This window comes from Aureimonas sp. D3 (assembly GCF_001463805.1).
Lineage (GTDB): Bacteria > Pseudomonadota > Alphaproteobacteria > Rhizobiales > Rhizobiaceae > Aureimonas > Aureimonas ureilytica_A.
This window is the reverse complement of record NZ_BBWM01000036.1, coordinates 14,219-39,109: the sequence shown is the minus strand read 5'-3', so window position 1 is coordinate 39,109 and position 24,891 is coordinate 14,219. Positions and strand designations below refer to the sequence as shown.

The 24,891-nt window shown below is 63.9% G+C and carries 21 protein-coding genes; all 21 read left to right on the top strand.

Features of this window, described 5'->3' with window-relative positions; translation table 11 throughout:
- The first annotated feature begins 20 nt into the window (after positions 1-20).
- The 21 genes from AUL36_RS11075 (at position 21) to AUL36_RS10975 (ending at position 24,853) form a co-directional block, all read left to right on the top strand.
- Positions 21-950, top strand: coding sequence for a phage tail tube protein (locus tag AUL36_RS11075; protein ID WP_062220488.1), 930 nt, complete (start codon positions 21-23; stop codon positions 948-950).
- Positions 947-1,138 (top strand): hypothetical protein, encoded by a 192-nt coding sequence (locus tag AUL36_RS11070; RefSeq protein WP_062220486.1) that lies wholly within the window; start codon positions 947-949, stop codon positions 1,136-1,138. Before AUL36_RS11075 ends, AUL36_RS11070 begins: the two co-directional genes overlap by 4 nt.
- Positions 1,139-1,223: 85 nt before the next feature.
- Complete coding sequence (locus AUL36_RS11065) at positions 1,224-1,634, top strand: hypothetical protein (protein WP_062220484.1); 411 nt, start codon at positions 1,224-1,226, stop codon at positions 1,632-1,634.
- Positions 1,631-1,987 (top strand): phage tail assembly chaperone, encoded by a 357-nt coding sequence (locus AUL36_RS25060; protein WP_441294143.1) that lies wholly within the window; start codon positions 1,631-1,633, stop codon positions 1,985-1,987. The genes AUL36_RS11065 and AUL36_RS25060 overlap by 4 nt, the downstream gene beginning before the upstream one ends.
- A 47-nt stretch (positions 1,988-2,034) precedes the next feature.
- On the top strand, positions 2,035-7,167 hold the full coding sequence (locus AUL36_RS11055; protein ID WP_062220480.1) for a TIGR02594 family protein: 5,133 nt from the start codon (positions 2,035-2,037) through the stop codon (positions 7,165-7,167).
- Between the two features lie 8 nt (positions 7,168-7,175).
- On the top strand, positions 7,176-8,756 hold the full coding sequence (locus AUL36_RS11050; protein WP_062220478.1) for a hypothetical protein: 1,581 nt from the start codon (positions 7,176-7,178) through the stop codon (positions 8,754-8,756).
- A gap of 6 nt (positions 8,757-8,762) precedes the next feature.
- Entirely contained in the window at positions 8,763-9,638 is an 876-nt protein-coding gene (locus AUL36_RS11045; RefSeq protein WP_062220476.1) for a hypothetical protein, read from the top strand.
- Positions 9,638-11,506, top strand: a complete 1,869-nt coding sequence (locus tag AUL36_RS11040) for a phage tail protein (protein WP_062220473.1) — start codon at positions 9,638-9,640, stop codon at positions 11,504-11,506. Before AUL36_RS11045 ends, AUL36_RS11040 begins: the two co-directional genes overlap by 1 nt.
- Positions 11,503-11,949: a hypothetical protein gene (locus AUL36_RS11035; protein ID WP_062220471.1), complete on the top strand. Its 447-nt coding sequence runs from the start codon at positions 11,503-11,505 to the stop codon at positions 11,947-11,949. Before AUL36_RS11040 ends, AUL36_RS11035 begins: the two co-directional genes overlap by 4 nt.
- A gap of 189 nt (positions 11,950-12,138) precedes the next feature.
- On the top strand, positions 12,139-15,357 hold the full coding sequence (locus AUL36_RS11030; protein ID WP_062220469.1) for a hypothetical protein: 3,219 nt from the start codon (positions 12,139-12,141) through the stop codon (positions 15,355-15,357).
- Between the two features lie 71 nt (positions 15,358-15,428).
- Positions 15,429-15,650, top strand: a complete 222-nt coding sequence (locus tag AUL36_RS11025) for a DUF7940 domain-containing protein (RefSeq protein ID WP_062220467.1) — start codon at positions 15,429-15,431, stop codon at positions 15,648-15,650.
- Complete coding sequence (locus tag AUL36_RS11020) at positions 15,647-16,189, top strand: lysozyme (protein ID WP_062220465.1); 543 nt, start codon at positions 15,647-15,649, stop codon at positions 16,187-16,189. The genes AUL36_RS11025 and AUL36_RS11020 overlap by 4 nt, the downstream gene beginning before the upstream one ends.
- Positions 16,189-16,626, top strand: a complete 438-nt coding sequence (locus tag AUL36_RS11015; protein ID WP_062220463.1) for a hypothetical protein — start codon at positions 16,189-16,191, stop codon at positions 16,624-16,626. Before AUL36_RS11020 ends, AUL36_RS11015 begins: the two co-directional genes overlap by 1 nt.
- Positions 16,627-16,758: 132 nt before the next feature.
- The gene (locus tag AUL36_RS11010; protein WP_058634306.1) at positions 16,759-17,208 is read left to right on the top strand and encodes a hypothetical protein; all 450 of its coding nucleotides are present in this window, start codon (positions 16,759-16,761) and stop codon (positions 17,206-17,208) included.
- Entirely contained in the window at positions 17,156-17,530 is a 375-nt protein-coding gene (locus tag AUL36_RS11005; RefSeq protein ID WP_156418336.1) for a PhoU domain-containing protein, read from the top strand. Before AUL36_RS11010 ends, AUL36_RS11005 begins: the two co-directional genes overlap by 53 nt.
- A 100-nt stretch (positions 17,531-17,630) precedes the next feature.
- Complete coding sequence (locus tag AUL36_RS11000) at positions 17,631-17,882, top strand: hypothetical protein (protein WP_062220459.1); 252 nt, start codon at positions 17,631-17,633, stop codon at positions 17,880-17,882.
- 9 nt (positions 17,883-17,891) lie between these two features.
- Positions 17,892-18,230, top strand: coding sequence for a hypothetical protein (locus AUL36_RS24220; RefSeq protein WP_192843821.1), 339 nt, complete (start codon positions 17,892-17,894; stop codon positions 18,228-18,230).
- Positions 18,231-18,485: 255 nt separating this feature from the next.
- The gene (locus AUL36_RS10990; protein WP_058598232.1) at positions 18,486-19,136 is read left to right on the top strand and encodes a protein-L-isoaspartate O-methyltransferase family protein; all 651 of its coding nucleotides are present in this window, start codon (positions 18,486-18,488) and stop codon (positions 19,134-19,136) included.
- Between the two features lie 404 nt (positions 19,137-19,540).
- Positions 19,541-20,938 (top strand): TolC family outer membrane protein, encoded by a 1,398-nt coding sequence (locus tag AUL36_RS10985; protein WP_275477479.1) that lies wholly within the window; start codon positions 19,541-19,543, stop codon positions 20,936-20,938.
- 175 nt (positions 20,939-21,113) lie between these two features.
- Positions 21,114-21,923, top strand: coding sequence for a PopZ family protein (locus AUL36_RS10980; RefSeq protein ID WP_210168855.1), 810 nt, complete (start codon positions 21,114-21,116; stop codon positions 21,921-21,923).
- Between the two features lie 152 nt (positions 21,924-22,075).
- Positions 22,076-24,853 (top strand): valine--tRNA ligase, encoded by a 2,778-nt coding sequence (locus tag AUL36_RS10975; RefSeq protein WP_062220453.1) that lies wholly within the window; start codon positions 22,076-22,078, stop codon positions 24,851-24,853.
- Positions 24,854-24,891 lie beyond the last annotated feature (38 nt).

Here is a 24,891-nt window from a genome sequence, read left to right as displayed (position 1 = left end):
AACATCGCGAGGAGAATACCATGGCATTCGCTGATAGTAGCGAGGTGCGGGTCGCCTATGTGCCCGAAGCCAACTATGGCGTGACGCCCGCCACGCCGAGCTTCAAGCAGGTGCGTTTGACGGGCGGTGGCCTGTCCACGAACAAGTCCACGGGCGTTTCCAACGAACGCCGCGCGGATCGCAACGTCTCGGGCGTGTTCGAGACGGGTCAAGACGTGGCTGGCGACCTACCGTTCGAGCTGTCCTATGGCAGCTTTGATGACTTCTTCGCGGCGACACTGTTCGGGGATTGGTCAGCGAACAAGCTCAAGAACGGGAAGGTCCGCAAGAGCTTCACGTTCGAGGAAACGATCGAACTCGGCGCGACGGACGCCTTTTCCCGTTTCACGGGCGTCATGGTCAACTCCATGTCGCTGGCGATCAACGCGCGCGCCGAGGTCACGGGCTCCTTCTCGCTGATGGGCCAGAAGGAAGCGCTGGACAATGCTCCGGTGGCCGGCGCGACCTATGCCGATCCGGCCACGACGCCGATCCTGACGGCTTCGGCCAACATCGCGAATTTTCAGGTGACGGGTCTGGATGCGGGCGCGAAGGTCCGCTCAATCAGTCTCCAGATCGCCAACAATCTGCGCACCCGGCCTGTCGTTGGTTCCAAGTTTTCGGAAGAGTTCGGGGCGGGGCGTTGCGAGGTCTCGGGCACCGTCGAACTCTATTTCTCGTCCAACGCCCTCTATCAGAAGGTGCTGGATCACGGCTCGGGAAGCCTGTCGTTCGAGATCGGTATCGCGTCCGGCGAGAAATACCGCTTCACCCTGCCGAAGCTGATCTTCGGCAACGGGCCGCCGCAGAAGGGCGGCAACGATGCGGACGTGATGATCTCGCTCCAGGTGCAAGCCGTGTTCGATCCCACGACCGGCTGTTCCATCATGCTGGAAAGGGCCATCGCTTGAAGACGGTCCTGATCCTCGAAGGCTTCCACGCCTACCCGAACGGCAAGCGCCGCGACTTCGCAGCGGGCGACGCGCCCGAACTCGCCAACACCTTCGCCGATCTGATCATCGGCAAGGGCCTCGCCGAGGAGACCGGCGCGAAGCCCGGTAGCGGCGAGGCCGACCCCGATCCCGATCCGGCCGAGTAGGCCGGTACGTCCGCGCAAGCGGAACGGCCGTGGTGCTCGTCGGGACGCCACGGCCACCCATCCCGACAATTCAAGGACTATGACCATGGACATCGAAGCTATCGCTTCCGACCGCGCCGCCATCGAACAGGGCGCTTGGGTGGACGGCATCCCCGAAATGGGCGAGCTGCGCCTCAAGGTGCGCGGCCAGACAAACCCGGATTTCCAGCGCATGATGCAGCGCCTGACGGCGGCTGTGCCGCGCAGCAAGCGCGACGGCGGGCGCATCGATCCCGTCGAGATGGATCGCATCATCGGCACGACGCTACACGCCACGGTCCTTCTGGACTGGGAGGGCGTCAAGGTGGGCGGCGAGATGAGGCCCTATGACAGGGCGCTCGCGTTCCGGCTCTGCACCGAACCGCGCTACCTCCGCTTCCGTCAGGCCGTCGCTTGGGCGGCTGGTGAGGTCGATGATCTGAACGCGGAAGCCGAGAAGGCCGACGCGGGAAACTGATCGAATATCTCCGCTGGAGCCGCAAGTGGGCGGACAAGCTCGACTTTCTGGAGCGCGTCGAGCGTGAGGACGGGAAGCCGCCGCCGGCGCTTCGGGATCGCCCCGAGCTGGCGGAACATCTCGTCTACATCTGGAACGCCTTTCAGATCGTCTCCACCGACCGGCCCAGCGGAATGGGCCTAGCCCCTATTCCTTTCTCGGCCATCGATCGCTTCGCACGGCGCTACGCAATCGCCTGCGTTGATGAGTTCGAGCGATTGCGCCGGCTGATCGGCGAGATGGATCGGGCTTTGCTGGATGATCTCGCGGCCGAACAGGAGCGGGACAGGGCGGCCCGCAAGGGTCGGACATAGGGCGCGGTTGAACCTGCGCCCTTTTTTGTGTTGCGAGGGAGGGCGTCATGGCGACTGCGGGAACGGCGATCGACGAAATCAGGATCGAAGGTTCCTCGGAGGGGCTGGATGATCTCGTTCGCGATCTCAACGATGTCACGAACGCGCAAGACGACCTGGGGCGCAGCACCCGCGAGACGGAAAACATCACGGATCGATCGACGCGCACGATCGCCGCCGCCGCGAAGGCCAATGAGCGGTTGGCGCGCACGCTCGATGACGGCTATCGGCGGACGCAGGACTATTCGCGCGGCGTGTCCATCCTCAATCGCGGGCTCGAACAGGGCGTGATCGATGCGCAGACCTATGCGCACCGTATGGAGTTGCTGGGGCAGCGCTTCGGCGTGACGAACGACAATGCCCGAAACGCCGGCAATCAGGTGCGGCTGACGGGTGGTCAGGTCCAGAACCTCGGCTATCAGCTCAATGACGTGGCGACGATGCTCGCCAGCGGATCGTCTCCGTTTCAGGTCATGGCGACGCAGGCGGGGCAGGTGCTCCAGGCGCTCGGCGATGGGCCGGGCGGTGTTCGTGGATCGCTTGCTGCGATCGGCTCGGCTGTCATGGGTTTCATGCGCGGGCTTGGGCCGGCGGGCTTGGCGCTCGGCGGTGTCGCCGTGGCGGCGACGGCCTTCGCGCTCGTGATCAAGCGTGACGTGAAGCCGATCGAAGACGTGATCAAGCGGCAGGAAGAGGCTGTTCGCAAGCTGCGGGACGCCTATGGCGTCGCGGGGGATGCGGCCGAAGACTATGCTCGGCGCTCGCCGCAGGCCGTTCGGATGAGCGCGAACGACAATTACAAGGAAGACTTGGAGCGCGTTCGGAAAGAGGCCAGCCAGAAGATGTATAGCATCTTCGGCGGCCCAAGCCTCAGATACCGTGTGGTTCAGGAGCAATTCGAAGGAATTCGAAAGGCCGTCAGGGCGTTCAACGCCGAAGCGAAAGATGGCATTCCGCCATTCGCAAAGCTTGAGGCCGATCTAGCTCAATTCGAAACGGGTGGCGCAACAAAAGAGGCTCAAGCCCTATCGAAGGCCATTCGGGAATGGACGCAAACCTATATCCCGTTGGAAGAAAAGCTCCGGGGCGTCAACGACCTAATGAGCGATAGCGCCGTTCGCGCTATGGAGATGAAGAAAGCCTACGGGACGGCCATGACGGGCCTTCTCGGGATGGTGCCGGATCTGCGAACGCAGGCCGAGCGGATCAATGATCTTTTCGCGGATGCCTCCAAGAACGGGCAAGCTGCCGGCGACGAGATGGTCGCGCTCTACCAGAAACAGCGCGCGATGCAGCCGATCACGGACACGGCCAACGCGGCGGTTCGCGAAGAGCAAGCCAAGCGCGCGGCGATCGGGCTCGGCGAAGAGGCGACAGCCATCGCCGAAGTTGTCGCCCGGTATGACGGCTTGAGGGCGAGCGTCAAAGGCAATGCCGACGCCATCGCGGCCTATGACAAGGCTCAGCAGGAGGCGATTGCCGGCGTCAAGGATCAGTCGGCGTTCAAGGCGGCGGAAGATGCCGCCAAGAAAGCCGATGAGGCGGCGAAAAAGGCGGAAGCGCAAGCCAAGGCGGGGCAGGATGCCACACGCGCGCGCCTCGCCGGGATGGACGCCACCGTGCGCGGTCTCCAGACCGAAGCCGAAACCCTCGGCATGTCGGAAGGGGCAGCGGCAGGCTATCGCTTCCAGGTCGAAGCCCTGGCGGCGGCCAAGGCGGCGGCGGGTGCTCAAGGTGTCGTGTCGGACGAAGAGCTGCGCAAGATCAATGAGACGAGCGCGGCGATCGCGCGCATGACCGACAATCTGGCGGCTCGGCGCGAGGCGGACGCGGCGATCGGGCAATTCTTCCCGCTGGAAAAGGCGGCGCAGGAGGCCGAGCGACTGCAAGCCATGGTGTCGGACACGGCCAACGGCTTGAGCGATCTCCAGCGCCGGGCCTTGCAGCTTCGGATCGATCAGGGCTTCGTGGATGCGCAGGAGGCCGCCGAGCGGCTGCGCACGGGCGGGGTCTCGGCCGCCGAAGAGATCGGAAAAGCCTTCATCGAAAATGTCGGTGACGTGTTCGCCGACATCTTCTCTTCGGCTACGCGAGACGGGGAAAGCTTCTTTTCCTCGCTCATGCGGGGTGCGGCCGGGATCGGCTCGCAGCTCTCCGCTGCGGGGGCCAAGCACCTGTTCGGCTCGCTGTTCGGTCTGCCGCAAGACAAGGCCGCTGCCGGGGTCGGGTCTATCGGCACCTCGCCGATCGTCTCCGGGGGCGGGGTTCGCGTCGGTGCTGTCACGTCGGCCCCGCTTGCGGCCTTGAACGACAACCTCGCCAAGACCTCGCGATCGGCGCTCGATGTCGCTCGTCAGTTCCAGGGGCTCAACGAGCGCGCCGATAGCAAGGTGCTGGACGGCTTCATGCAAGCGTCGGGCAACTGGCGGGGCTTGTCGGCTAAGGACACCGCGTGGTGCGCCGCGTTTGCCAATGCCGCGATCGTCCAGGCGGGCGGCAAGGGTACGGGCTCCAACGCTGCGTCGTCCTTCATGGGCTGGGGCACGGCGACCACGCAGCCCAAGGTCGGCGACATCGTTGTGTTGCGTCCGCAGTCTCGCGGCGCGACCGGGCATGTCGGTTTCGTGGCCGGGTTCGGCGACGGGACGGTCCAGATTTTCGGCGGCAATCAAAGCAATTCCGCCAAGGTCTCGACCTACTCGACGCGCGAAGTGGTCGGCTATCGCACCGGCACCGGAACGCAATCGCAAGGCGGTCTGGTGTCCTCGTCCGTCAACTCGGCCGAGGTTCAACGGTCGATCGAAAAGGGGACGTTGCGCGGTATCCAACAGGCGACCGAACAGCGGGCACCGGGTTTCCTCTACCAGAACGCCCAAGGCCAGACCGTGAACCATGTCGGGATCACGCGCGGGCAACAGCTCATGGGCGGGCTCGGCGCGGGGCTCGGTATCTTCTCGTCCGGCTATCAGGGTGCTGATCCGCTCATGGGCGGCGTTTCCGGCGCGCTGGGCGGCTTCCAGGCGGCTTCGGCGCTTGGAGTGGCCGGGCCGATCGGAGCCGTTGCTGGCGCGGCTCTGGGGCTTCTCGGCGGCGTTCTCGGCAAGCGCAAACAACGGGAACAGGAGCACCAGCAAAAGGCGCAAGCCTGGGCCGAGGCGCAGAGTCAATATCAGGCGTGGCAGAAGTCCTTGGACACTCTGCCAACCACGGGCTTGCGCGATACGTTCGATGCGCAGATTGCCGAGTTCAACAAGTTCCGCGAGCTGGGCGGGGCGGCCTGGAAGCGAGGGACGAACAATTCCTCGGAAAGCTTCGTGCGGGTCGGCACGGCCATGTTCACGGCGCAGGATCGGGCTCGGCAGGGCTTTCGGGACTCATTCGCTTCGACGGAAAGCAACCTCCTGTCGGGGCAGGGTCTGGAAGGGCCTTGGGTCAAAGCGCGGGATGCGATCCGTCAGGCATCGCAAGCCGTCCTGACTTTCGTGGATGACACGAAGGTGGCCTTCGGCGAGACCGCGCCGGAAGTGGCACGGGCGCAGGCCGCAGGCATCGCGCAGCTCCGCGCGGCGCTTCGGGGCACGGAAGAGCTGACGGGCGTCCAGAGCGATCTCCAGTCCCTGCAAGGGGCTGCGACGACGCTCCGGGGCGAGCTGGTAAAGCTCGGCATGTCGAGCGAGGATGCGGCGCGGGCGGTCGGTGACGATCTCAACGCGGCGATCCAGAAGCGGCGGGCGCAGTTCGAACAGAGCTTGTCCGATCAGGTCGAAAGTCTGAGCGGACGGGATTACCTCGCCAAGGTACGCGACCTCTTGAAGGCGACGGACCAGATGGCGGCCGATGCCGGCAGGCTCGGGGCTGATACCTCGCTCCTGCCGACCCTGTTCAAGAAACAGGCGCAAGCGATCGTGGACGGGGCGGAACTGGCGGGTGACGGCTTCGAAGAGCTGATCCGGCTGTTTCCGCAGCTCTCCGGGGTGGTGACGGCGTTTGCCACAGCGGCCGAGTCCGCGAAGGACAAGGCGCAGACGGCGTACGATACGGCGCGGAACGCTCTGGACCGCGCCTATCAGGCCGAAACCGATCAGATGAACGATCGCCTGATGGCCTATCGTGATCAGGCGAGCGAGCTGAAAAACACGATCGACCGCCTGCGGGACTTTGCCGATCAGGTGGCCGATTTCCGCAAGTCCCTGCTTCTGGACGACAACCTGTCCACGCTGGCACCGGACAAGCGGTTGGAGGAAGCGCGCAAGCAATTCCTCGATCTCGCCGCCCGCGCCGAAACGGACGAAGATGCGCGATCGAAGCTCACCGGAGCCGGTCAGACTTATCTGACGGAACTGAAGAGCTTCTACGCCTCGAACGAACGCTACAATGAGGGGTTCGAAGAGGTCCAACGCATCATGGCGCGCTCCGAGGGCTCGGCGCGCTCGCAGCTCTCGGCGGCCGAAAGCCAGCTCGCCACGCTCAACCGACAGATCGCCACGCAAGAGGCGCAGTTGGCGGTTGCGCGGGCGCAGTATGACGCGATCCTCGGGACGAATGAGGGCATCAAAAGCCTTCAGACGGCGCTCGCGGAAATGGCCGTCGCCATGGCGAACCTGCGCCAAAACGGGGGAACCGTCACCGGCAGCACCGGCGGCGCGAACCCGGTATCGGATCGCTCGCTCGCCTATCTCGCCAGCAATCCCGACGTTGCCAAGGCCATCGCGGCCGGAAACACGTTCGGGGTGACGACGGGATCGGTGGACGACGCGATCCGGGCGCATTGGAGCATCTACGGCCAGTACGAAGTCGGCCATGGCACCCGCGTCGGCTATGCCAATGGCGGCTTCACGGGCTGGGGCTCCCGTCTCGCAGAGGCGGGCGTCGTTCATGGTCAGGAGTTCGTCGCCCATGCCGAGGCGACCGCGCGTTGGCGGCCTCAGCTTGAGGCTATGAACGCCGGCACCTTCGCAATGGAGGCCTCGCCTACGGGCGGGGCGAGCGAGATCGATCTGAGCGAGTTGCGGGGCGATCTCGCCGAGCTGGGCGACCGGATCACGGCGGCGATCGCCGGATCGGGTCAGGAGACGCAAGGCATTCTCTCGGAAAGCAAGCGTGTCCTGCAACAGGTGAAAGCCGCCCTGCAAGCGGCATAGGAGACTCCATGCCGTTTCTGCTCGACCTGACGGGACGCCACCGCGTCACGAAGGCCCTGCGCGTCTTTCGCTTCACCGACTTCCCCGGAGGCTTCAACACCGCCTCCGGGGATGACCCGGCCGATGTCCACTATCAGCCCCGGCTCAAGGTGGATGAGGTGGGCTCCTACCGCCGCACCTTGTTCGGCCGGAACCGGACCAATGGCGTGGCCGAGGTCGATCGCGGATCGCTCGGCCTCGACAATACGGACGGTGGGCTGGACGAAATGGTGGATTATGCCTTCGACGGCTACCCGCTCACGCTCTGGTCGATCGCCACCCGCGCCAAGCCCTATGCGTCCAAGGCGGTCCAGACGACGGCCACCGTCGAACAGATCGAAGTGTCCTGGGACGGGATCAGCCTGCGCCTGCGCTCGCGCCTCGCCCATCTGGACGTGCCGATCCAGCCGCTGACCTATGACGGGACGACGGTGGATGGCTCGAAGACCAATGCCGAAGGAACGCTGGAGCTGAAGGGCGTCCCGCGCCTCCTGCTCTACGGTGCGCCGCGCAACGTGCCGGCGCTCCTGCTTAACCGCTGGAAGCTCGTCTTCGGTGTCGGCCATCGGCTGTCGGCCGTGATCCGCGTCCGCGACAAGGGCGTCATCATCAATCCCACGGGCCAAGACTTCCCCGATCTCGCCAGCCTTATGGCCGCCAATATCCAGGGCGGGCGATATGCCACCTGTCTGGCGCTCGGCCTGATCCGGTTCGGGAGCGGCACGGTGCTGCAAGGTCAGGTGACGGTCGATGCTGTGGAAGGCGCGACGGCGGCGCTTCGCACGGCGGGGCAGGTGGTCCGGCGCATCCTGATCGAACAGGCGGGGCTCGTGGAAGGGCGCGACTTCCTGGGCTCGGACATCGCGGCCCTCGACGCGCTTGCGCCCTATGAGGTCGGCTACTGGCCGGGGACGACGCCGGTCAACACGCTGACCGTCGTCTCGACCATCCTAGACAGCGTGCGCGGATGGATTTCGCCCGATCGTCAGGGCGTCTTTCGGATCGGTCAGTTCCGCGCGCCGATCGGCAATCCGAAGCGTACCTTCGGGCCGATCGAACTGGTGGAAGACGGTGGCGTCGGCCTGCAACTCTTGGCGACGGGCGACGAAAACAACGGCGTCCCAACGAACAAGGTGATCCTCCAGCACACGCGCAACCATGCTGTTGTGACGGAAGACGCGCTGGCTGGGGACGCGATCGTCAACGATCCCGACTTCGTGGCCTTCGCCAAGCAAGAATACCGGCAGGCGGAAGCGGAAAACCCCGCGACCCTAGATCTCCATCAGCTCGCCAAGCCCATGACCTTCACGACATGCCTCGTCAGCGCAGCGGCGGCGCAGGCCGAGGCTGCCGAGCGCCTGGCGCTCTACGGCGTCTCACGCCGGCACTATGCCGGCATGGTCCGGTCTCAGTTCGCGGACGTTGAGCTGTCGGAGGAAGCGGGGCTGATGCTCAAGCGCTTCGGGCTGGCGGCGGGCAAGAGCTTCGCGGTGACGGGTGCCTATGAGGACTACAGCGCCGGCACCACGACATACAACCTTTGGGGATAAGCGCAGATGGATGAAGACTGGCGCCTCAAGCTTCTGTTCCCCAACCTCGTCTACACTTCGACGCTGGCGGGCGGGCGCTGGAAGGCGGGAGACCTGTCGCGCGACGCGCTCTATGACAGGGTGCTCGGGCATGTGGCGCGCACCGCATCGGCCGCGCCGGAGGACACGCAGCTCGTGGTCGAGCTGGACCGGGCGCGCCGCGTCGGCGGGCTGGCGATCCTCAACCACAATATGTCCCCGGCCGCGACCATCATCCTTCAGGGCTACCGCGACAGGGCAATGACGGACCCAGTGTTCAACGGCAACGGCGCGCCGGAGGAAGTCTATCCCGTCCAGTATCGATGGGGTGACGTGGATTTCGGGGAGCCGAACTGGTGGACGCGCAAGCCGCTGGCCGAGGACATCGGGCGCGTGACGACGCTCGCCCTGGTGCTCCTGCCGAAACCCAAGATCGGGCTGTTCTGGCGGGTCCAGTGCATCGATCCGAACAATCCGGCCAAGCATCTCGACTTGGGCAAGGTGTTCCTTGGGCCGAGCTTTCTGCCGTCGAGCAACTATGCCTATGGCGCATCGCTCTCGGTGCGCGACGAAAGCCGAGTGTCACAGTCGATCGGCGGGACACGGTTCTATGACGAGCGGGCGAAGCGCCGCGTCTTCGCCTTCGGGTTTCAGGACATGGACGAAGGGCGGGAGTTCTCGCGCTTCTTCGACCTGATCGCCGATGCCGGGATCACGCGCGAGATGATCGTGATCCCCGACCCGTCCGACAAACTCAATCTCCAGCGCCGCAGCTTCTGCGGGGTTCTTCGCGAGCCGACGCAGCTCGAACAGGCCGTCTATGCGCGGCTCAACGCAAACTTTGTGGCGGAAGAGGACATTTGATGGCCGACACGGATTGGACGACAGAAGAGACGGCCTCGCTCGATCGCATCCCGAAATACAGCGTCCGCGACTACAACGCCAACGATGCGCTGGATCAATATGGGTTCGGTGAGGGCGGCTATCTCGTCAATCAGATGAGACAAGCGAACGATGGCGGGATCATCGCGCGCGCGGTTCGCCGCATGGCTCTGTTCGTCAAGAGCCTCGCCGAACAGGTGACGCTCGACAAGACGCAGACGGGCAAGGATGTCGCCTCGGCGGGAACCGCGCGGGATAAGGCGAAGTCCTGGGCGAGCGCGGGCGAGGGTGTGGAAGTCGAGCCGGGACTTTTCTCGGCGCTTCATTCGGCGCTGAAAGCGGCGGCTTCGGCCGTGCTCGCCTCGCGCTGGTCGAATGAGGCGGAAGATACGGAAGTCGCGTCTGGCAAGTTCTCGGCCTATCACTGGTCCCGAAAGGCTTTCGCGCAGGCCGAGCGGGCGAGGGGTTTTGCCGCTGGGCTGAAAATGCCGGGCATCTCGGCGTCCGAGGCGGGCTACTTCGTCAAGGTCAACAGCGACGGCACGGCCTATGTGCTGGGTCGCGTCACTGTCGCAACCGCGGACGACATTAATAGAGCGCAGGGTGAGGGTTTTGCCGACGCCCAAACGATTGGACCCATCATCAACGACATTCGGCCGCGCGTTGGCGACCTGTTGGATTCGTTCAAGGTCGCGGGGACGGGCTCGGCCAAATGGCTCGAATGCAGCGGGGCGGTGGTATCTCAGGCGACATACCCTGAACTCTTCGCGGTGCTCGGGCATAATTATCTCGACTTCACGCCGATCGCCAATTCGAACGTGACGCTCACCACCTCGCAGGTGTCCACCGTAGCGTATCTCGACGGCTTCGTGTTCCTGTACCAATACGTTTCCGGCGGCGCGAAAATCCTCGCGTCCACTGACGATGGTTTGTCGTTCTCCACCCTTGCCGGAACGCAAAGCGATCAGTTGGTCGGTGGCCGGGACATCTTGAAGTTCAAGGGCTACTACGTTCACCTTCCTGTCCAGCTATGGGCCAACCAGACCTACGGTGGAGCTTACTCGCAGAACGGCACATCTTGGACGTTCCTGGCCGAACCAAACCACGGCAACCAGAATGGCGTCATGTGCTACGCCACGGACGATGATGTCATTTTGGGCGTGATCACCTATTCGAACAGCCTTTTTTCGAAGTCGGACCCGACCGCGCCTTTGTCCAACTCGGCGGCGGCGCTGCCGGGCAATCCGTCAACGTCGCAGCGGAGCCTAGCCTACGGGAACGGAAACTTCGTCCTCGTCTCATCCAACGGCCAGACCTATCGATCGACCAACAAGGGGGGCAGTTGGAACGTGGTTTCTGGCATTCCTTTGCCAAACGCGATGGCGGATGGAGCAATGATCAGTTTCATCCTGGGGAAGTTCTATATCGTTTGCAGAGCGGCCAACAACAACAGCCGACAGCTTGTCCTCGTCTCTACGGACGCGATCAACTGGACGATCCTGCTCGATAACATCGGCGCTCGTTCCGACATCAATAACATCTCTTTCATCACGACGGACGGGAGCCGCGTCCTGTTCGGCGGGCAGTTCAACAGCGAAAGCGGCAGGCTCTTCGCGCTGCTTCCCAATGGTGATCTGTATCGGTTGATCCTGAACTACGAGAGCTTCGACAACTTCGGCAATTTCAAAACGCCCTTTCGCGCTTCGGATGGGCTCTATGTCTTTCGGCCGCCGGGCACGACCCGCGCCGTACGGGGCAAATTCGCCGCCAACAAATCAGCCGAGTTTCAGCTACCGAAGTTGCCCCAAACGCTTGGTGGCGCGCGGACTTACGTCAGGGGGCGCGAATGACGAACGTCTTCATTCTGGACGAACTGGCGATCTGGCGCGGTGAAATCGCTGACATTGATCTGGATCAGGGGAGGCCACCGAACGCCATCCCTGTCCAGCCGCCCGCGTTCGATCACGCAACGCATTTCGCTGCGTGGTCGGGTGAAGATTGGTTGGTCCAGCCGATCGGCGACATGCCGAAGCCGCTCGAACCTCTCGTGCTGGTCCCCGCTGCTGTCACGATGCGGCAAGCTCGGATTGCGCTCTCGCGCGCCTGGCTCCTGTCGAAAGCCGAAGCCGCCATCGCGCAGATGGCGGGGCAGGCGGGTGAAGAGGCCAGGATCGAATGGGAATATGCGGCCGAGCTGAAGCGCGATCATCCCCTGATCGCCGCGCTGGGGCAGGCCCTCGGGCTCTCGGCCGAGGCGATCGATGATCTCTTCCGCGAGGCTGCGACCATCTGAAAACAAAGAGACCGCGCCACCCTGACACATGAGCCGGGTGGCGCGGTCGGTACATCGCCGGGGGAACGGCGCGTCTCGTGGCTGCAAACAGCCGTGAGCGCATTTCAGTTCCCTATCCTTGCCTGAACCTGACTTCACTCAAGGCCGCCCCGTGCGGCCTTTTTCGTGTCCTGTCTTAGGAGGCCCGTCATGGCCCGTACACCTGCGCGCATCAACGCCGCGAAACGCTCTCTGGCCGGCGCGATCGGTTCCGGCGTCCTCTTGCCCGGCGGTGGCAAGCCGCGTCTGGTCAACACCGTCATGGGCGGCCTCATCTGCAACAATGTGCTGCCGACTGCCGGCAGCAAGACACGCTTCAAGGGGCGGCGCGCCTATCAGTTCGGCCTGATGGCTCCCCCGTCGATCCAGCCGACCTTTTGCCCATGGTGGACCAACGGCACCTTTGCGCAGCGCGAGGTGGCCGCCGCGCAGGACATCACGATTAGCAAGGCGGCGGTGGTCTATAACGGCGTGTCGGTGCCCGTGACCTACAATGGATCGCGCACCTTCGTGATCCCGGCCGGGGTGGCCGAGTTCATGTGCGACCCGATCCTGCCGACCGCCTTTGGCGTGTCGTGGTTCGCGCCGCGCAGCTTCGTTGAATATCGCCACCTGTTCGATTTGGTCTCGGGTCAGAGCGCGCCCTATTGCGATTATTCGACGGATTTCAACCAGTCCTGGCGCGGCGTGCCGAGTGACTTGGGCGATGACGTTGACGCGACCGGCTCGATGACAGTGACCAACACGCCGGACGCGCTCCACATCTTCTTTCCATCGATGATGCTCGGGCCGGTCTCCGGTGTCTTTGCCTCGCTCGGGCTCATCGGCGACAGCCTCCTGCGGCAGCAAAACGATACGGGTGGCCTTGGCCGTGCCGGCGGTTCGTATTTCAAGCGCGCCGCCTATGCCGAGGGCGTCCCCTTTGTCGCGATGGCGGTGGGCGGCAGGACGGCCGAACAGACCGCCAACTCACCCAAGTTCATGTCGCTTCTGGAGGCGGGCCGCTTCACGGACGTGCATATCGGTCTGGGGACCAACGAGCTGATCGGCTCTCGCGATCTCTCGCTCATCATGGCGGACAACCGGGCGATCTGGGCTTCGGCGCGCAAGGGCGGGGTGCGGACGATTATCCAGAGCAATATCCAACCGCGCGTGGCGGACAATGCCTATAAATGCACCGATCTCGCCAATCAGGTTCCCGTCGCCGGGTTCGAGGCGGGTGGCCGTCGCGATCAATTCAATGCGGCCTTGGCGGCCGAGCGCGGCGTCAATGGCGGTCCTGACATCATCTTCGATTTCGCGAGCTTCTGTGCCGACGCGTCCAATCCGAGCCTGTGGCGGGTTCTCGCTTTCTCGGGGACGTTGACGGCCGACGTGGCGAGCGGTGCGACCAGCATCCAGACCAGTGCGCCGCCTGTCTACGGCGACAACCTCGTGTTCGAGCCGGGCAATTCGAGCAATGTGGACATCGGCGGGCAGGGCGGCCCGCGCGTGGCGTCCGTCTCTGGATCGGCTGCGCCCTATACGGTGTCGTTCGTGCCGACCACTACGAACCCATGGAACGGTGCGGCGGATGGTGCGCTGGGGACGCCGGGCAAGGCTCACGTCACTGGCTCGGCCGTCAAAGCGACGATCGGCACGGACGGGACGCACGCGGCGATGTCCGCGCATATGGGCGCGGCTGTCCCATTGCGGACCATCTACCAAAAGCTGGCGGGCGATGCCTCGGCGCAACGCAACATCATCTCGGGATCGGTGCGGACCAAGCTTCCTATCAGCCAAGGGGCAGCGATCGCGTCTGCGCAGAAGTATGTCGCTCGCGTCCGGCACAAGGCCAACAGCTATGTGGACGAACCGTTCTTCGAGTATTTCCACGGCCAGATGATCAGCTCGGGTGGCGTCGGCTTCAATCTCCAGCGCGGTTTCCTGAACTCGGATCGCGTTGTGAATTCGGTTGCTGTCTCGGGCACCACGATGACGCTGACCATGGAGACGACGCGCGGCTATCGGACGGGCGATGTCGTCACGGTGCGCAACAATGGCGCGGACTATGCGAGCGGTGCGATCACCATTGCGAGCGACACGACGGCCACGCTGACGGTTGCCAATGGCACCGCTGCGCCGGGCGGGACGGTGGTCTGCCGCAATCCGTTCTATCGTATCGAACGGCGCGCGGCGTTGGTCACGGGCATTGCCGGCGTGGCGCAAGATCAGTCGGCGGCGGTCCTGACCAAGATGACCTGGTTCGGAATGGTGATGGACTATCCGTTCATGCGGGCGGGTGGCGCGGTCTCTGCGGACGGCTTCACGCTTACCGTTCCGAACGGTTTCGCCTATCGCACCGATCGCGTTGCGAGCTTCCGCCTCGCGGCCGGGCGCTATTACATACAGGAGGAATATCGCGCCTTCGGGACCGGGGACATCATCCGTCCTACGGGGCTTTACGGGCGCGGGACGGACTTCGGCGAATACGGCCTGGGCCTCCCGACGGACACCGCGAACGATCTGGTGTTCGCGAAGAACTGGTCGGGCGCGGGGACGGCGGCTCTCACCGCTGCGGCCTCGGGTCCGTGCGCCGTGCTCGGGACCGGGCCGGAGGGTGTCAAATGCGTCCTGGTGGATGGCGACAGCAATATCTGCGAAGCGGCTCTCAGCTCGCGGACCAACGGTGTCGATACGGGCGATGATGACGACTGCCTCGGGCCGGTCAAGCGGGCGCTCAACATGAAGGGCTATTCCTTCATCGACGTGTCGCTTTCGGGGAGCAACATCGGCAATCAGTTCGCGGGCTATGACGCGGGGCCGAGCGCCTTGCGTCGGGTCTTCCGTCAGTATTGCGATGGCGTGATCACCAACCATGCCGGCAACGATCGGCGCTCGGGCATCACGTTTGAAAATGTCGGTGCCGCGCCGGGCTCCTTGAACGACGCAAGCGGCAACGGCCTGCGTGTCCTCACGTCGTGGCACAACAGCGATCTGCGGGCGACCCTGCGTGGCCCGAAGCGGATCGTTCGCACCACGCTCCTGCCGGCGACGACCTCGACCGATGGTTACGCCACCACGGCCAACCAAACCGGCAAGAACGACGATGCGGTGTGGGTGTCCGACTACGCCACCAGCGCCAACGGCGATCAGTTCAAGCTGGCCGATCTCAACATGCGGCGCGGGGCCTATGCCACGTTGCCTTATGGTGGGGCCGGCGAGTGCGATGCGGGCTGGGATATGTATGCCGCCTCGGGTCATACGGCCGATGGCAAGTTTGCTCCCCTCAGCACGAACGACGGCACTCACCAGTTCGTCGCCAACATCGTAGCGGCGGCCAACGATCTCGCGCCCCGACTGCCGGCGCTTCTCGGCTTCGCGGCCTGATCTGCCCGTCAATTCCTTCTGACCTCGCCCGGCCTTAGCGCCGGGCGTTTTTGTTTTCGGAGATCCCTGACATGAAATTCGTTCCCAATGTGGGGCGAGTGATCCGACGCGCCTGGTCCGTCCGGTTCCTCGCCCTTGCCGGCGGTCTGTCGGCGCTGGAATTCATCCTTCAGTCAATGGGCGAGTCATTCCTTTCGCCCCGCATCTATTCGCTCGTGACCGGGCTAACGATCGGCGCGACCTTCATCGCTCGCATCGTCGCGCAGCGAGATGTGTCGGGGGATGGCGAATGAGCGGGCCGGGCAAGAGCCCGCGTCCTGCCGGGGCGAAGAGCCGCTACCTCGCCGGGGGCGCGGCTGGAGCGGCCATGCTGGCGACGGCGGCAGGTTACACGGCGTCTTGGGAGGGGACGCGCTATGACGCCTATCTCGACACGATCGCCAGCCCGCCGGTCTGGACCATCTGCAACGGCGACACCTACGGCGTCACGCGCGGAATGCGGGAGACGCCGGCAGGGTGCGAGGCGCGCCTGCGCCGGCAAATCCTGGAGCACGAAGCGCGAATGCTCCAGTGCGCTCCCGAGCTGTGGCATGTGCCGGCGGAAAGCTACATCGCGATCAACGATTGGGGCTACAACATCGGCACGGGCGCGGCCTGCAAGTCCGGCCTGATCCGCAAGATCAAGGCGGGCGACGTGCGCGGGGCCTGCGAAGAGCTGAGCCGCTGGGTGTTTGCCGGCGGGAAGGTGATCAAGGGGCTCGCCAACCGCCGCGTCAACGGGCTGCCCGGCCTGATCAGCGAGCGCGCCCTTTGTCTCCGGGGGCTCAAATGATGGACGGGCTCAAGCTGGTGGCCGCTGTCATCCTGCTGGTGGCCGGCGCGGCGATCGGATGGGTGGGTGGCACCCTTTACGCCGACATCTTCACAGTGCCGGCTGCGCAGTTGGCGGCGCAGAACGAAGAGCGCTTGGCGCAGGACGCGAAGCGCCGGCAGGCAGAGGCGAAGGCCCTCGCCGATCGGCAAGCCAAGCAAGCCGAGATCGACGCGATCACGGCCGACTACACACGACGCACGGCCGAGCAATCGGCGCAGCTCGCCAAACTCGAACAAGCCCTCAGTGAGAAGCCCGATGATCCTCCTGCGACTGGCGGCGCTTCTTGCCGCGTCCTTATCCCTGGCCGCGTGTCGGACCAGCTCAACCGCACCGGCCGCGCCGTTGCTCCCTCACATTCCGGTCAGCCTGACGCTGCCGTGCCGCGCCCTCGCTGATGTGCCGGCGCGTGACCTGACGATGCCGGAGGCGGTCAGGCTGTGGGGGCAGGATCGTCAGTCGCTCGGGGAGTGCTCGGCTCGGCATGGCGCTTTGGCGGGTGCCGTCGCGACCATAGAGGGGCGCTCGCCATGGTGATCGTCGTCCAGCTCGTGCGCCATTTCAGCGTCAGGCGCTTCGAATGGTTCATGGCCTGCGCCTTGCTCTGGATCGGATGGGCGCTCTACCAGCCCGCCGACACGTTCGCCCGTTCGCCCTCCTATGACATCATGGCCCGATGGGCGAGCGAAGAGACTTGGGCGTATCTCCTGATGGGTACGGGGCTCCTGCGCATCGTCGTCCTGGTCATCAACGGCGTCGTGCTCCGGCGCTGTGCCGAGATCAGGGCCGCTCTTGGGGTCTGGTCCTTCTCGATCGCCATGATGATGGCGATCGGCTTTCATTCCGCGCCGGTCGAAGGGTCGATGCTCGCCTACCTCGTGACGCTCATGGCTCTGTTCGAGCTTTCGAACGTGTGGACTGCCTTTCTTGATGCTCATGACCGCAGGGTGGCCCGCCAACATGCCCACGATACCCGCTGACGCTCCATCCTGGGTGCCTATCGTCTTCTGGATCGCCTTCGCCGGGTTCGCCGGTCTGTTCGGCGCTCTGACGCCCAAGCTTCGCGCGATGATGAGCCGGTTGTCGGCCGCGCCTCCCGACCCGGCTCTGCGCGCGATTGGCGCGGCCGTCAGCGGCGGACTGGATGCAACCAAAATTGCATCTGAGCTGGAGCGGATCGCGGACGCGGCCGAGACGATCGCGGAAGCTGCGAAGTCGCTCGCGAAAAGCGAAGAGCAAGGGACCGCACGAACGCTCGAACACATTTTGGAACGGCTGGCGCTGCTCGATCGCCGCCCATAGCAAAGCCCCGCTCTCGGCCAGCCAGCCGGGAGCGGGGCTTTTTGCGTTTCGGGGGTCTGATCATCAGGCGGGTTTAAGGCTTGGCGATCATATTGCCGGGATGGAACGCACCATCACCATTCTTCGGCGCTATGCGGACTGGATACGCGCGATCGGGCGCACGGATCGGCGTAACGAGCTGGACGCGGCTCGCGAGCATGTCGAGCGACTGGAAGCGAGGGTGGTGGCGCTTCGCTCGGCGCGTCGCCCGCTTGCGGATCGCGCCGCTCATGCGGCTTGGGTGGCCGCGTCCAAGGGGCAGTCGCCCGACGAAATCGCCTCGGCCGTGCGCAAATCCTTGGAAGCCGACTGACGGTCGCACTTGCCGAATCATCCGTCGCGTTCTCTATCCGTTCTTATGCCGCGCCGGGACAACATCGGACTGACCCTCAAGCAGACCCACGATCTGGGAATGCTGATCCGTGTTCGCTGCAACATGTGCCGGCGGACACGTCACTACCATTCGGCGGACATGCTGATGCTCCTTGGCAATATCGAAGTCGATAGCATGATGGGCCGCCTCAAGTGCGAGGGCTGCGGGCTCAAGGATGCGACAGAGGTCTACGCCGTTGATCTTCCAGCTTCTGAACGGCAGAGCCTCAGAGTGCGAACTCTCACCGCGATCAAGATCATTCGGCGGCCAGTCTGGCGGGAGGATTAGGCGGGCGGCGAGGGGCCTCCAGAGTGTGGCGCACCGTCTCGCAAGCCTATGATTTTCTGTGACCGGACGTGTGGCGGCCGATTGCCCTAACGAATTGACGCTGTTAGATAGCGCCATCCCGGCCGAGGCCTCCAATTCCAAAACACCGTGAGCTTGATCGAAACCGTGCTGCCCATTCGCGCAGGACCGGTTTCTCTTGCCAGTGTTTCGGCAGACGCCTATGGGTGGCGCGAAACCTCCAATCCGGGAACTGCCATGGATTTCGCGGCTGCTCGCACCAAAATGGTCGACAACCAGATTCGAACGACGGACGTCACCTCGCACGAGATTCTTCGCGCGTTCTTGACCGTGCCGCGCGAAATGTTCGTGCCCGCAGAGCGGCAGGCGCTAGCCTATATCGACGAGGATATTCCGCTGGGTGGCGGGCGCTATCTGATGGAGCCGTCGCCTATCGCCAAGCTCATCCAGCTGGCGCAGATCGGTCCGCAGGACGTGGTTCTGGATGTCGGGTGCGCCACCGGTTACTCGTCGGCGATTCTGGCTCATCTGGCGGGCTCGGTTGTCGCGCTCGAAGAGAACGAAGCCTTGGCCGATCAGGCAAGCGACATTCTGGCGCGGATCGGTGGCCTGTCCTGCGCCGTTGCCAAAGGCCCCCTCAAGGCCGGCTATGCTGCCGATGCGCCCTATGACGTGATCATCTTCCAGGGTTCGGTCGAAGAAATCCCTTCGGCGTTTTTCGAACAACTGCGTGATCGCGGTCGTCTCGTGGTCGTGGAAGGCAAGGGTCTGTCGGCCGATGCCAAGCTTTACGTCAAGGAAGATGGAGTCGTTTCGGGCCGGTTCGCCTTCAATTGCGGCGTGAAACCGCTCCCCGGCTTCGAGCGTGAGAAGACATTCGTTTTCTAACTATCCTTGATGCTGGCCGAGGACGTTGTGTGCCTCGGCCCTGTGGACAATTGGAATCGAATCCGAAAATCATCAGAGGCGCGTCGCGTTGCGGCGCGCCCTTTTTCTTAAGTGCTTGAAGCGTCGGGCAGGAACCAGACTGGTCAGTACGGAGCTTGCCTGAATCTCGGCGAAGGGGTCGGGTGTTTACGTGCTGTAAGTGTTTTAGCCCGGCCACACTCTTGAGCAAAATGGCGACTTTCGGCACGGGTGATCTGGTGTTCACGGGTTCGAAGGTTCATTCGAGTAGGTAAGGGAAGCCAAGGTTCGGGCTAGGCTTGTCTGATGTTGAAGATATCCTGATGCCATCAGGTTCGACGCCCGATATTCGGAGTGAGCCATTGCGGAAGAAGTCCTGGGTTCTGCTGTCCCTATCGGCGGCGCTTCTGCTGGGAAGCGGTAGCTTTGCCGGTGCCGAGACGCTTCGCGGTGCGCTGGCCAAAGCCTACGCCAACAATCATGATTTGAATGTCGCGCGCGCTCAGCTTCGCGCGACGGACGAAAACGTGCCGATCGCCAAGGGCGGACTTCGCCCGACCGTTTCGGCTGTTGGTCAGACGCAGGCGTCGCGGTCCAGCACGACCTTCGGCGACAATATCCGCTCGACCCGCTCCCGCACGGGCGCGCTCGTCGGCGGTATCGAGATCAACCAAACGATCTTCGACGGTTTTCAGACGCCGAACAATGTGAACGCTGCCGAGGCTCAGGTCCGCGCGTCCCAGAAGAATTTGGAAAACACCGTTCAGAACACGCTTCTGAACACGGTGACCGCCTATATGAACGTTCGTCGTGACCGCGAGATCGCCGCGTTCCGGCGCCAGAGCCTCGCCTTCCTGAACGAACAGGTCCGGGCTGCGCGGGCACGTTTCGACGTGGGTGAGGGCACCCGTACCGACGTGGCGCAGGCCCAGTCGCAACAGGCGTTGGCGACGGCGCTTTTGAATAGCGCATTGGCTCAGGTCGCCAGCAGCGAAGCGCAGTATCTCGATATTGTCGGCGATCCGCCGGGCGAGCTCGACAATGGCAGCCTGCCGCCACGCGCGACCTTGCCCCCGAGCGTGTCTCAGGCTTTGACGATCTCGCAGAACGAGCACCCCGCCATTCAGGCGACGCAATTCGCCGTGGATGCGGCGTCGTTCCAAGTGAAGGCGACCGAAGGCCAGCGCCTGCCCAATCTGGCCGTTACCGGTTCGGTCGAGAACACCTACTCGCTGAACGACACCGATCCCAACAGCGCCAGCCTGCCGGGCGTCGATGTGGTGACGCAGAATCAGGTGTCTGCCACGGTCGGCGCACGTCTGACCGTCCCGATCTATCAGGGCGGTATTGTCTCGGCCCGCGTTCGTCAGTCCAAGGAAGTCCTGGGTCAGCGCCGCATCGAAGTCGATTCGACGCGCGATCAGGTGCGCTCGGCCGTCGCAACCGCCTGGGCCCAGAAGCAGGCGGCGGAGGCTAATGTCACCGGCTACCGCGCGCAGGTTTCGGCCGCGCAGCTGGCTTTGAACGGCGTCATCGAAGAGCGCAATGTCGGACAGCGGACGACGCTCGACGTCTTGAACGCGCAGTCCGATGTCATCACCGCGCAGATTCTTCTGGCCGGCGCGCAGCGTGACGCCGTGGTCGCGGCCTATACGCTGGTGTCCTCCGTTGGGCATCTTTCGCCCCAGCGCTTGAGCCTGAACGTCGCGGCTTACGAGCCTGAAGAGCATTATCAGGCCGTCAAGGACAAGTGGTACGGTTTGCGCACGCCGGACGGTCGTTAAGAATAAGCCGCTAACCATTTATTAAAAAAGCGTTGCGAAGCGTCGTTAAGGCCCAGAAAAGGCTTCAACGACGCTTTCTTTGTCTCTACCTATGTTTCATCGAGGTCGCGTCAGGCCGCGAGTCGAGATCGGGTGCGGAGTCATGAGCAAGGCGAACGTCGCGCAAGAACCGTCCATGGACGAAATTCTGGCGTCCATTCGGCGGATTATCGAGACAGGGGAGGATCGGACGTCGCCGTCCGGCGTGCGACCGACGCCGGTTCGAGATGTCGCTCTCGACGCCATTCGCCGCGCGGCGGAGGATGCGGAAGCGACCGACGAAGTATTTCTCTCGCAGGCCCCTGTTCCTCGAGCGGACGACCGCGCGACAGCGTCTGTTACGCCGCTTCGCGACACGGCGCCGGAGGCCTCGATCCATTCGCATGGTGTGGATGTCGATCATCTGACGGTTGAGCTGGAAAGTGAACTCGCCGCCTCCTGGGGCGATTTCGAGATACATCACCGCATGGATGGCGGGTCGCTGTCCGCCGTTCAGCCGGCAACAGCCTATGCGGCGCAAACTCATGTCGCGCCCATCCCAGCGCAGCCCCATTCGCAAGTCACGCCAGACCCGATGCCGACCGCCCCCAACAGGGAAGACACAGAGATGAGCGAAACCGCACGCCACCCGGCCTCCACCGACCGTTCGTCTTTCGAGCCCGCCAATACCGATCGCCGCGATCTCGAATCCCATGCCGATTATCAGACCTATTCCACGGCAGGACATGATCCGCTTCTGTCGGGATCGTCCGGGCAGATGGTCGCGGCGTCCTTCGAGGAATTGGCCCAGGCCATTCGCAACGGCGAATTGAAATCGCTCGAAGCCATGGCGCAGGACATGCTGAAGCCGATGCTGGCCGAATGGCTGGACGACAATTTGCCCCGCATGGTGGAGCGTCTGGTGCGCGAAGAAATCGAGCGCCTGTCGCGCGGCGGCCGTCGCTGAGCCGCTAACCCCGACGGGTTGCGAAAGGGGCGGTCCGACCGCTCCTTTTTTGTTTTCGGGGGCGCGGCGCGCGCTTGGGCGTTGCCGCCGCGTTGACACCCGCAAAACTCTGCCTGTAACCGACAATCCTCCTTTGGAATGGTTGGACAATCATGATCGAGAAGACCTACGACGCGGCCGTCGTCGAGCCCCGAATCGCGGAGCGTTGGGAAAGCGCCGATGCCTTCGCCGCCGGTGCGGCTGCCAAGCCCGACGCCGAGCCCTTCTCGATCGTGATTCCCCCGCCCAACGTCACGGGCTCGCTCCATATCGGCCACGCGCTCAACAACACGCTTCAGGACATTCTGGTGCGAACCGAGCGAATGCGCGGCAAGAACGTCTTGTGGCAGCCGGGTCTCGATCATGCCGGCATCGCCACGCAGATGGTGGTCGAACGTCAACTGGCCGAGCGGCAGGAGCCCTCGCGCCGTACCATGGGCCGCGAGGCCTTTATCGAGCGCGTGTGGAAATGGAAGGGCGAATCGGGCGGGACGATCCTCGGCCAGCTCCGTCGTCTCGGCGCGTCCTGCGACTGGTCGCGCGAGCGCTTCACGATGGACGAGGGTCTGTCGAAAGCCGTGCGGAAGGTCTTCGTCCAACTCTATCGCGAGGGTCTGATCTATCGCGACAAGCGCCTGGTGAACTGGGACCCCAAACTGTTGACGGCAATTTCCGATCTGGAAGTCGAGCAGCAGGAGGTGAAGGGTTCGCTCTGGCACTTCCGCTATCCGGTGGAAGGTCGCAATTACGACCCGGAGAACCCGGAAACCTTCGTCACGGTCGCCACCACACGGCCGGAAACCATGTTGGGCGATACCGGCGTGGCCGTGAATCCGGGCGACGAGCGCTATTCCGCGCTGGTCGGAAAGATGGTGCGCCTGCCCCTGATCGGCCGTCTCATTCCCGTTGTCGCAGATGATTATGCCGATCCGGAAGCCGGGTCCGGCGCCGTCAAGATCACGCCGGCCCATGACTTCAACGATTTCGAAGTCGGTAAGCGCAACGATCTGCGCCGCATCAACATCATGGCGGTGGATGGCACGATCGCGCTGCGCGACAATGCCGATTTCCTCGAAGGGCTTTATCCCGCCGATGGCGAGCGCGCCATTGGGCTGTTCGAGGGGCTCGACCGCTTCGCCGCGCGCAAGCTGCTGGTCGAATGGATGGAGTCGGAAGGCTATCTCGCCAAGATCGAGGACCACACGCATATGGTCCCCCATGGCGACCGCAGCGGCGTGCCGATCGAGCCGTACCTTACCGACCAATGGTATGTCGACGCCGCGACGCTCGCCAAGCCCGCAATCGCCAGCGTGCGCGAGGGACGCACCCAGTTCGTGCCGCGCAACTGGGAAAAGACCTATTTCGAGTGGATGGAGAATATCCAGCCCTGGTGCATTTCCCGCCAGCTTTGGTGGGGACACCGCATTCCGGCCTGGTATGGCCCGGACGGCACCATCTTCGTCGACGAGGACGAGGAGGCGGCGATCGCGGCCGCTCTGGCCCATTACGTCACCAACGGCACGATCACGGATGCGGAAGCCCGCGCCTACGCCGACGATCAGGAGCGGCTCGACGCGTTCCTGACGCGCGACGAGGACGTGCTCGACACTTGGTTCTCCTCGGCGCTCTGGCCCTTCTCCACGCTGGGCTGGCCCGACCAGACGCCGGAGCTGAAGACCTATTATCCGACGAGCGTGCTCGTCACCGGCTTCGACATCATCTTCTTCTGGGTCGCCCGGATGATGATGATGGGCCTTCACTTCATGGAGCAGGAGCCGTTTCACACCGTCTACGTCCACGCTCTGGTCCGCGACAAGAGCGGCGCGAAGATGTCGAAGTCGAAAGGCAACGTCATCGATCCGCTCGACATCGTGAACGAGTATGGCGCCGACGCCCTGCGCTTCACGCTGGCCATCATGGCTGCGCAGGGGCGGGACGTGAAGCTCGATCCACAGCGCATCGCCGGGTATCGCAACTTCGGCACCAAGATCTGGAACGCCACGCGCTTCGCGGAGATGAACGGCGCTGTTCATGGCCAGAGCGTGCGCGGCGAGGAACTGACCCTTGCCGTCAACCGCTGGGTCGTGACGGAATTGTCCCGCGCGATTGCGGATGTCGATACGGCTCTGGCGTCCCATCGCTTTAACGATGCAGCTGCGACGCTCTATCGCTTCGCCTGGAACATCGTGTGCGACTGGTATCTCGAACTCGCCAAGCCGATCTTCCTGTCGGACGACGAACAGGCGAAGGCCGAGACGCGGGTCGTCACCGGCTTCGTGCTGGATCAGCTCTACGCGCTTCTGCACCCCTTCATGCCCTTCCTCACAGAGGAGCTGTGGGACGTGACGTCGCCGGAAGGGCGCGCGCGTGACACGCTCCTGTGTCACGCGCCTTGGCCCAGCACGTCCTTCCGCGACGAGACTGCCGCCAGTGATCTGAATTGGCTGGTCGATCTCGTCGGCGCCATTCGCTCGGTGCGAGCGGAGATGAACGTCCCGCCATCGGCGGAGGCGGCTCTGGTCGCCGTGGCAGCGGACGAGGCCGTGCGGGAGCGCCTGGCACGGCATGATGCGGCGCTGCGTCGTCTGGCCAGGCTTTCGGAAGTGTCCGTGGCTGCAACCGCGCCGGCGCAATCCGCGCAGCTCGTTCTGAGCAACGTCACCTACGCGCTGCCGCTGGCGGGAATGATCGACTTTGCCGCCGAGCGGACTCGCCTGCAGAAGGCCGAAGCCAAGCTCGTGGGCGAAGTGGAGCGAATCGACAAGAAGCTATCGAACGAGAAGTTCGTGGCGAACGCGCCCGAAGAGTTGGTCGAGCAAGAGCGTGAGAAGCGCGAAACGTTCTTGGGCGAGGCTCGCAAACTTCGCGCGGCGCTGGACATGCTGCAGTGACGAAAGAATTGGCGCACCGCATTATGTGACTTACGCGC